We start from the raw sequence: 9642 nt of genomic DNA, 5'->3' as shown, positions 1-9642 counted from the left end.
CAAGGCCGCAGGGGTGGCCGTGCCGCCAACGGCGAGGATGGCACAGGTGTAGTGCCAAGCCATGTTTTTCATGCTGAATAACGCCCATCTACCTGGTATTCTGAAAATGCAACTGTAGAAGATGAGCCTAAGCAAACCAATAATTACCATCAGTATAGCGCGAGGTACTGACGAATCTACGAATGATTGCTGTGAAACGGAGTAAATCGACATATGAGACAGTTGCTACTCATAAAGTCAGCCCATTTCTCGGTTTGAAGGAAGACCAACTTTCTGTACTCATGATGCGTGGGAATAGCCTCTTTGTTAAAGGGCTGAAGCAAAAGATACATCTTATATCTATACTTAATTTAAAGAAAGCAAGCAAATATCACTGGAAATGACATCTGAGTACATTGCCAATTCACGAATCAATCTTGGTGAAGTCGATTATTTACGCTCTCGTTGTCGCGCTTCTGAAGCCCATTCTTTGGTTAAGGATGGAATCCTATCGAGAACCTCTTCCCCAAATAGAACCTCATCAACATATCCCATATGTAACATATCAATTAATCTGCATAAGTATGACTTTCCTTGTTCCCACCAAGTTGAATAACCATCAACAATTAAATAGTGCTTGATTTCAATAGCCTCATTTTCCTGCAATTCTTCGATTTCCATGCCATCTAGCAGGCTTTCGTAAACACCATCAGCTATACGACTCCCGAAGCTGGTTGTATAGTAATATTCTTTGTATTCCCAAACTGCGATAGGGTTGACAACAGCCGGAAAGGCTCCATCGATTCGACGGGCAAAAGTGCGGACTGGTTTGCCGTCAATGGTTATCATGGTCAATGCTCTAGGATTGAAATCGCAGGGCAGGCCTCCAATATTTGCCTCGATTAGCATATTTGAAATTCCGGTTAGATAGGCTGGAGCTCTCTTGTCGCCCTTTTGTTTATTCATCGGAAGATGGCATTTTGGTTTCAGTTTCTTTTTTAAACGTTTGAAATGAGAGCTGGCGCGTGCAGCATCCATCAGAAGAGGCTTAACAGTATTATTCAATATTCTTGACCTGTATTGGAAGTATTCGTCCAATGCTTTGCCATATTCGGTGAAATTGCCTTGGGCATTTATTATATGAAATGAGTCGAGGCCATGAGCTTTATACGCCTTTTCTATCTCAGAAATAGAAGGAATCTTTATTCTATCAGCCCCTCTTTCACTATAGCCTACCTCTTGCCCTATGAACCGTATATCGGCCCAAAAAGTCTTTTCCTGCTTCAAGAACCTAGGGTTAGGTTTCATGGCTTCGACTCCTCATATGATTCGAGAAGCCATTGTAGCGACACCCCTAATACCCCACAAACCTGCTCCAGCTCAATTAAGTCCAATCTCCTCTCACCAGATTCATATTTGCTTACAAAGCTCTGGGGTACCCCTAAGCGCCTAGAAAGTTCAACTTGAGTGATGCCGGCATTAGCTCTGATTTCCTTCAGGACATGCCGCAAATGCGCCCTTCTTCTTGCAATACTATCCTTATCCATGTGTTAAAGATAAAGCTTGACTAGAAATATCCCAATTTAGGATATTGTTTATATGTGATGTCATTAACTAATTCTATAATGCATCATAGGAGCGTGCAGTCCTAGAAGATTTGATAGAAACAAGAAACAAGGTAGGTTAGAGGATAGAAATGGCGCTTCAGCTTGGTTTTATGGACAATAGCTTGAGACAAATAAAGCCTTTCAACATGCAGTTGTTAAAATGGATTGGAAATAAACAGAGATTCGCCCACGAAATAATTTCGTATTTCCCAAATGATTTTAGGACATACTATGAGCCCTTTCTTGGTAGTGGTGGCATATTAGGAACGCTGGCGCCGACCAAAGGAATAGCGTCTGATAGTTTTGAACCATTGATGCAAATTTGGAAAATGCTTAAGACTGAGCCGGAAAGGCTGAAAAAGTGCTATGAGGAAAGGTGGCAAAGGCTGGCAAACGGAAATAAGGTCCATGAATATGAAAAGATAAAGGAGTCCTATAATAGAAATCCAAATGGAGCAGATTTGCTTTTCCTTTGTAGGGCTTGTTACGGCGGTGTAGTGAGATTTAGGAAACAAGATGGGCATATGTCAACACCTTGTGGTATTCACACGCCAATTTCGCCAAGTAGCTTCTCGTATCGTGTTGATGAATGGCATCTTCGAATAAGAGACACTGATTTTCTTACTGCCGATTTTCGGGAGACAATGAGCTTGGCAAAGGAGGGAGACTTGATATATTGCGACCCTCCATATAGATTCAGCCAATCGATAGTATATGGCGCCCAGGATTTTAGCTTAGCTGGGCTATTGGATACAATTGCGCTTTGCAAAGAAAGAGGAGTAAAAATAGCCTTAAGTATCGATGGCCGCAAAAAATCTGGAAAAGAATCATGTGAGATTTGTTTCCCTGAAGGATTATTCGAACGTGAGGTGTATATTTGTTGCGGTCGTTCGATGCTGAGAAGATTCCAGATGGAAGGGAAAACGCTGGAGAATGAGGAGGTACATGACCGGTTGTTGCTCACATATTGAGGTTATGTGTTGGCTCGGTCTTCCCGTTCTGATTGGAGCACAGGCTCGCTCCTAATAGCAGTACCAAGTAATAGTAATGTTTTGAAGGTTATATACTTCCCTCTACTGGCCTTCGCACCGGCGACAGCTATATATTGATACACTACAAGGAAACGCTGGGCTATATCACGCCGGAGATTCCGAAGGATGTGTTGAAGAAGCTGGGGGTTGAGGAGAAGGCTGGGTTTAAGAGGATAGAGTAGCGTATATGTTGGAAAATGTTGATATACAAGGCCAAATAATCCCCGGCTGCTAGTCATCATACTATCAGCAAAACAATCAATTCCCCTATCGCAGACACAAGAAGAAGAGAACAGCAGGATACTACCTGCAGTTGGATGTACCGGCTTTTCGTATTGTCACCGCGAAACCCTATTATTGATGTGATAGCCGCGGATTCCGAGGTGATATGAATGGCATTCAATCTGGAAGAAGTACAGCCGAAACCAAATCCTTGGTTTGAGGAAAATATTGCGTACGAAGGAGAAGGACTCGCAGAATTTAGCAACCCGGCTGGTGCCGCTGAAGGGCTGGTAAGAATCGTATACAACAAGAATGGTGAGTGCGCGGCAGTTATGGAAGTGGAAAGAATTGAAGCAGAGAAGGAGCTGAAGCTTGGACTTGTAGAATTATGGTCTGGAGAAGTCCCAAGAAGAGAAGGAGATAAGTGGGAAATATCGATAGGTGCTGGGCAGAATACATGCAAGGGTTTGGTTGTTAAGACTGCCGACGGTCTTTTCAAAACGGAAGGTAAGGTTGTCTGCGGATACAAGTTCAACTGGTCTAAAGACAAAGGCAATAAGGACATACTGTCCTTCAGCTTTATACGCGCTCAATTTGACGTTGAAGATAAGCGAAAAACGAAATACTGGGTAATGCCACTGGTTAATCATATCTCCGATTATCCACAAAAGCTTGCCGACCTTGATAGGCACCCATTAAGGCTCTATACTACGCCGGTCATCCCCGAGGGATTATTAGGTAACGACAACCTATTGGCCCAGATAACTGCAAACCAGCAAGACCGCATAATCGTTTTTCAGTTTCACGGAAAGCCGGCCTTTATTGAGTCTTTGCCTGAATATACCGAGCGCAAAGAGAAATTGATTTCAGGAGAAACAAGGTCGGAAATCACGGCATTGATGATAGGGGAGGCGCCTTTAGCCTCATCAAGCTTTGATGATTTACAGGGATGGTTTCCTTTCGATTATTTAGACCTGCTTTCACTCGCTTCAGGGCAAGAGGTCGGTTCACCATGGATAGAGCTCCGGGATGATAATGGCGGATTGGTCCATCGTATCCACACCAGGCTCGGCAGTTTTTCCTTTAGGAAAGGAACACCAATATTTGACGAAGTGATTCACAGAGAGACAGGCAACCTACTGACATGTTCGGTGCCATCGGATGAGTTCGGGGAGTCGTATCTTAGGTCTGCAATCAAGCACATTATTAAGAGCGATTTGCATGGCAATTCTATTGAAGACAGCATGACGCATATATGTCGTGGCTTTGAGGCGGTATGTGCACATTACGGCATTAAAATACAGGACCTTTGTAATTACTTAGAGGATTCACAAAAAGGGCTTCTCGATGGCTTACTATCTAGTGTAACCAAGGAAATCAATGAGATGGCTGTGACAGCATCTAGAGAAGGGAAGCATAAGCAGGCCAGCGCCTTGAGAATTATTTCTTCTAGAATACAAAATGCAAAGAATAAGGATAGGAATTTCGGGCTGGCTGTTATAGACTTGCTAGAAAAATTCGATTGCCACGATGCCAAACTCGTTGACGGGTTTTATTGCAGCAACCCAAGGAAAGATGGAAGGTCTTGGGCCGATACGCTTTCATACTACAGAGGAGCCGTATTGCATGAAGGATATTTCAACATCCGCGATGGTAGGCATGAGTTCTATGACATTGTCATATACATAAACCATATGCGTGATATCTTAATTCGCATAGTCCTTAGGATATTGGGATTTTCGGGGACGTATCAGCCTGTGGTTTCTAAGATGACCGAGAAGAAGGCAATTGATTGGGTAGGCCCAGATACGTCTGCAACTGAATTGGGTTATGGAAATTGAGGCAATGAAAAAACGCCAGAAAGAAGAATTAGACGAGGAAAACGAATGGATTTCTTAGATTATTTGGGAATAGAGGAAGGGAACCTGTATAAGAGTCTGGTGAACCTCAATGAGGAATTGCTTTTCTTGAAGAAGCTAGATGCTTGCTACCAACTACTCATGAAAAGGGCAGACTCGATAGCGACAGAAGATTTAGACTTATTAGTATTCCAGCTGCTAGGTTTTGTGCACTACCATCTCTACTTTTCCAGCAATTGCTTGCTCAGGGGACATATATCCGAAAGCTTCGCTTCGCTGAGGGCAGCCATAGACGCAACCTTTATTGCCTATAAGATAGTCTTGCAGCCGGATACTGCTACTAGCTATTTGAAGAGAAAGAACGCGTTTCGGAATATCAAAGGGCACATTAAAAAGCAGAACAAGGAAGACCCATCAAGTTACCCACTTGCTCCCCCGCTGATAAAGGCGCATGAGACTTGCAGCCAATTCGGGTCTCATGCAGATATAAGCGCTTTCTTTAACCGCCTTGAGACAACAAGGACGGTTGTAGATGAAAAGGAAAATCTAGAGATGAGATTCTTCTATTTTCAGTTCCCGGTAGATGCCCAGGAATTCTACAAATACTTCCTCTACTTAATGAACCATTATCTCATGATGCTGGCGCTTTTCTTCGAACTACTTAAAGATAGGGACGAAGCGGGCAGGGTCGGATTTGTAAAGTTAATTGATGCCCTTAGGGATGAGTATGATTCATTACGAGATTCCCATGCTTAAATTGATTATTGAGGAATTATGGTTCTCCTATTGTTCAATGGGGTCTTTAATTATCGTATAGCGGCCCTGAGGCGTTGTGGTGACCTTGCCTCCGTCAATTTTTTCTAGGTCTTCCTTGACCAGCGGAATATGTACCAACTCGAAGGCATCAATCTCAAGGAACAGCTGCCACGGTTCATGCCGGTGAGTGGGGATTCTACGAGGGTCGTCGGGAAGAGGGGCTCGCTCTGGGTAGGTGGGAGACTTTCGGTAAGAAATTACGTGCATCCTGGCTTCAACAGCGGGTTTTTTCACTACAACAATATATGCCCAGAACGGTGGTTGGATTTTTTCCGGGCTTGGCTCTGGGGCATTAATGCCCCAGAGTGCTGAACCCTGGGAGGCGATGCGCTCCTTGAACAAGTCCCATTTATTCTCCGGAGCATAATCACGGTCTGGGTCTTCAGACGAGATGAGTAAAGCTCTCATGCGCCCCCCTTAATAGCTCTGTAGTCTTGACGTTGGTGATGTACATTAATCCGGATGGAATCATCGTTCTCCATAGCACGGCTCTTATATATAGAATGTAAAACCCGTGAGCGACCCTCAGGATGTATTGTACCAATAGAGCCATATAAAGCCATATTAGACATGGGCTAGGCATTAGCTATAGATATTGCTCCCTAAATGTCTATTTTGCTGCTCCTAATCTACTTGCCTCGCTAGAATACCCCCTGCTATCAAAGGCTGCACCAGGAAGATTCTAAGCATGTTGGCGACATACAACACTGACCCCGTGTGTGGGAGCGTGTAAACCTGCGCTTGGCCGGATGATACCAGCCGGACAAAACCCTTTCGAGAGTTAGCAGAAAGATTTCCCAATAACTGTCACCAGATGCCGTTATCATAAGAATCGTAAATGAATAGGGAAATGGAGTCTGAAGCAGGAGTCCACCGCCGAATGAAGGGGGAAAGAAGTGATACTAAATGCCTCTGAGTTCTATTCCTACTATCGACCAAGCCCGTGCGAGCTAAGGGTGTTTCTGCGGCAGAATGCTCCCGAAGAAGAGATGCCTCTAGGCCCGTTCGAGGAGCTGCTTAAACGCCTCGGCATTGACCACGAGAAGGAGCATCTCCAAGCCTTACTTACCAGTTATGAGATGACTGACTTAAGCGAGGGCGACATGGGAGAAAGGGTCGAGAAGACGAAGGCAGCCATAACCCAAGGCTCGCAATTCATTTACCATGGGTTGTTCTTGGCCAGTACTGTAATCAACGGAGCAAGGGTGGAGATAATTGGTGAGCCTGACTTCATCCTAAGAGGCGGGTCAGGATACATCGTACGGGACGCGAAATTGTCAAAAAGGATAAATGAAAAAGAACACCCGGAGATATTTCGACAGATGGAGCTCTATGGCTGGCTGTTTGAACAGGTTATTGGTACGCCGCCCGAGCGACTTGAGATTTATGGCGGCAGCAAGGAGCTAACCCCGATAGGTTATGACGGAGGCAGAAATGCTTTCGCAGAGCTAGGTGAAATAATACGCTTTCGCACCTGCGGGCAAGAACCGTATTGTCCAGTCGGATGGTCTAAGTGTAACAGCTGCGGATTTTTCAGCTACTGTTGGGGACAGGCTGAACTAAGAAAAGACCTCGCATTGGTATTCCAAGTAGACCAGAACCTTGCCCGAGCCTTACATGATATCGGTATTTGCACAATAGAGGAGCTCCTCGATAACTTCGATGAAGCGCGGCTGAGCTGTTTTGAGAGGCCCTGGGGGGCCAAGACACAGAAGGTTGGCAAGAAGGCCGGCCAAATAATACTTATGGCCCAGGCGATGGCGGAAAATCAGGAGATTGTCATGGCGAAGGCGGAACTGCCAAGCCACGATAATTTTGTGATGTTCGATGTGGAGAGCGTTCCCCCTCAGATAGAAGATATAGAAAAGGTCTACCTCTGGGGTCTAAAGGTCTACGGAGAAAACCCAAGTGGGTATTTAGCCTCGCCGGCAGAGGTGGGCGAGGACGGAGACCGGAAGTGTTGGCTGGGCTTCCTTGATAGCGCAAAGTCCATCTTCGAAAACTACGGGAGCATCCCGTTTGTACACTGGTCAAGCTACGAGAAAACCTGTGTAAAAAGATACATCGATAGATATGGTGATGGGGGAGGCATTGGCACGAGAGTTCTGGACAACCTTTTGGACCTTCTTCCCTTGGTCAGAAGCTCCGTCGCTCTGCCGGTTCCCAGCTATAGCCTAAAGGTTGTTGAGCAATATGTTGGATTCTGCCGGTCTCAGTCGGAATATGGTGGAGAATGGTCGATGGCCAAGTACATAGAGGCCGTAGAGACGGAAGATGAACAAGAACGCGAGAGTCTGCTGGACGAAATCATCCAATATAATCGAGAGGACCTCGATGCCACCTGGGCAGTTCTGGAGTGGTACAAAAATAGGATGTGTGAATTGTAAGGTATTAGGCTATTATGTTGCCGAGATGCGGTGATGGCCGAAGGAAATCCAAGGGTTTCAATAAGAGATTGGCGTGAATTCGCTCATGGACATGGAGCGACTTGTAAGAGGCTAGAAAGCCAAAGAAGAATGCCCAACGGATGCCCTCCGCACAATGAATTTGCGATACATTTTTATTCTTACCGTGGCTCAACGAGTTCATGTCTATTAAGAGATAGGCAAGCATAGATGCTGGTTAAACCAGATTTCAGTCCTTTTACGGGTATTCACATAGCCCGCGGCGAGATAGCTCAGTTGGTAGAGCGCAGGACTGAAAATCCTGGCGTCGGGGGTTCAAATCCCTCTCTCGCCACCATAAAAAAACCAGGTCGGAAGCTTTCGCTCTCGAGCCTGGTTTTTTCAATTTGCAAGCGCATAACCATGAGGACGGAACAGATACTCGATACGGACCGCTTTGGCTGAATTCAGCACGTTATGGTGACTGCCGGTTCAACGCTCCTTCCTGGATGGTTTCCGGCCATGCAAGGGATGCTGAACGTATTCCGCGATCTTTCTGGTATAATACACTTGTTGCTTGCAATGCTAGTGAACTTCGGGAGGGGATTTTGCAGGATCTGCTTGCGCACGGAAGTCTATCCCGGGAGCCGACCCCCTTCTTCGCGTTTGATCTGGATCGCGTGGCGCGGAACTACTCCAGGGTGCGGGACGCCTTCGGGACGGAGCATGTTCACTACGCCGTGAAAGCGAACAACCAGCCTACGATCTTGACCGCGTTGAGGGAAACCGGTGCGAAGTTCGAGGTGGGCAGCCAGGGAGAGATAAACCTCCTCCAACAGCTGGACGTATCTGCGGCGGATATCATATTCTCCGCTCCCGTTAAACTGGATAGCGATATCGTTTACGCCTACAGGGCCGGGGTGCGGCTCTTCGTATTCGACTCCGTTGCGGAGCTGGTAAAACTTGCCACAAACGCCCCGGGGGCGCAAGTACTGGTTCGTATCTCAGTATCATCCGAAGGAAGTATGTTCCCCCTGAACGACAAATTCGGGGCGTCCCCGCGGGAGGCGGTCACGCTGTTGCGGCGGGCCGGGAGGGCTGGGCTGAACCCCCATGGCGTAGCCTTCCATGTGGGTTCTCAGTGTGAACGGAAGGAAACCTGGGTCGAGGCCATGGAAACGGTTCTGTGGGTGTGGGAAAATGCGCGGGATTTACCGCTTCACGCGTTGAATATCGGCGGGGGTTTTCCGGCGGCTTATAAAGATGGAACACCCGCGGTAGAAGATATCGCCTCGGAGGTAAGAGCGGCGCTGTCCCTGTTTCCCCGGGATATCGAACTGGTGGTGGAGCCGGGACGCGTAATAGTGGCCGATGCGGGGGTGCTGGTGGCTTCCGTGGTCGGAAAGGCCAGGCGCGATGGAAAGGAATGGCTGTACCTCGATGTGGGTGCCCTGAATGGCTTGTTCGAGGCGGTGCAGGCGGGTAGAAGATTCCCCTTCAGGGTCTGCAGCGAAAAACCGGCACCGCCCGGGATACACTATGTACTGACGGGCCCTACTTGCGATCCGGACGACACTATTCTCGAGGATGTCTGCCTGCCGGAGATGGACCTGCGCGACCGCGTGGGTATCATGAATGTAGGCGCCTATTCCCTGGTGTATGCCTCGGAGTTTGGGGGGTTCCCGCCCCCTAAGGTCCATTTCATGCTGGGGGACAGGCAGCGAGCGAGGAGCTTGTGAACGCC

General features: G+C 47.1%; 8 protein-coding genes and 1 tRNA gene. 6 read left to right on the top strand and 3 right to left on the bottom strand.

From position 1 onward, the window contains the following. Positions 1-429 precede the first annotated feature (429 nt). A complete protein-coding gene (locus AB1384_08195; GenBank protein MEW6554249.1) occupies positions 430-1287 on the bottom strand; it encodes a hypothetical protein in 858 nt (285 codons plus the stop codon). Next, entirely contained in the window at positions 1284-1526 is a 243-nt protein-coding gene (locus AB1384_08190) for a helix-turn-helix transcriptional regulator (protein ID MEW6554248.1), read from the bottom strand. Before AB1384_08190 ends, AB1384_08195 begins: the two co-directional genes overlap by 4 nt. 149 nt (positions 1527-1675) lie before the next feature. Between AB1384_08190 and AB1384_08185 the strand changes: the two genes are divergently transcribed. The 3 genes from AB1384_08185 to AB1384_08175 all read left to right on the top strand — a co-directional run bounded on the left by AB1384_08185 (position 1676) and on the right by AB1384_08175 (position 5454). Next, on the top strand, positions 1676-2557 hold the full coding sequence (locus tag AB1384_08185) for a Dam family site-specific DNA-(adenine-N6)-methyltransferase (protein MEW6554247.1): 882 nt from the start codon (positions 1676-1678) through the stop codon (positions 2555-2557). A 452-nt stretch (positions 2558-3009) separates the two neighbouring features. Further along, positions 3010-4680: a hypothetical protein gene (locus tag AB1384_08180; protein ID MEW6554246.1), complete on the top strand. Its 1671-nt coding sequence runs from the start codon at positions 3010-3012 to the stop codon at positions 4678-4680. A 45-nt stretch (positions 4681-4725) separates the two neighbouring features. Continuing rightward, positions 4726-5454: a hypothetical protein gene (locus AB1384_08175; protein ID MEW6554245.1), complete on the top strand. Its 729-nt coding sequence runs from the start codon at positions 4726-4728 to the stop codon at positions 5452-5454. Positions 5455-5481: 27 nt separating this feature from the next. On the opposite strand, the gene AB1384_08170 is transcribed toward AB1384_08175, so the two are convergent. Further along, on the bottom strand, positions 5482-5922 hold the full coding sequence (locus AB1384_08170) for a hypothetical protein (protein MEW6554244.1): 441 nt from the start codon (positions 5920-5922) through the stop codon (positions 5482-5484). 488 nt (positions 5923-6410) lie between these two features. Between AB1384_08170 and AB1384_08165 the strand changes: the two genes are divergently transcribed. The 3 genes from AB1384_08165 to AB1384_08155 all read left to right on the top strand — a co-directional run bounded on the left by AB1384_08165 (position 6411) and on the right by AB1384_08155 (position 9637). Further along, on the top strand, positions 6411-7901 hold the full coding sequence (locus tag AB1384_08165; protein MEW6554243.1) for a TM0106 family RecB-like putative nuclease: 1491 nt from the start codon (positions 6411-6413) through the stop codon (positions 7899-7901). Positions 7902-8180: 279 nt separating this feature from the next. Beyond that, a tRNA-Phe gene (locus AB1384_08160) sits at positions 8181-8256 on the top strand. Positions 8257-8506: 250 nt separating this feature from the next. Next, positions 8507-9637, top strand: coding sequence for a type III PLP-dependent enzyme (locus tag AB1384_08155; GenBank protein ID MEW6554242.1), 1131 nt, complete (start codon positions 8507-8509; stop codon positions 9635-9637). Positions 9638-9642: the final 5 nt, after the last annotated feature.

The organism is Actinomycetota bacterium (assembly GCA_040757835.1).
Lineage (GTDB): Bacteria > Actinomycetota > Geothermincolia > Geothermincolales > RBG-13-55-18 > SURF-21.
The sequence above is the reverse complement of the archived record's forward strand: the minus strand, read 5'-3'. Positions and strand labels throughout refer to the sequence as shown.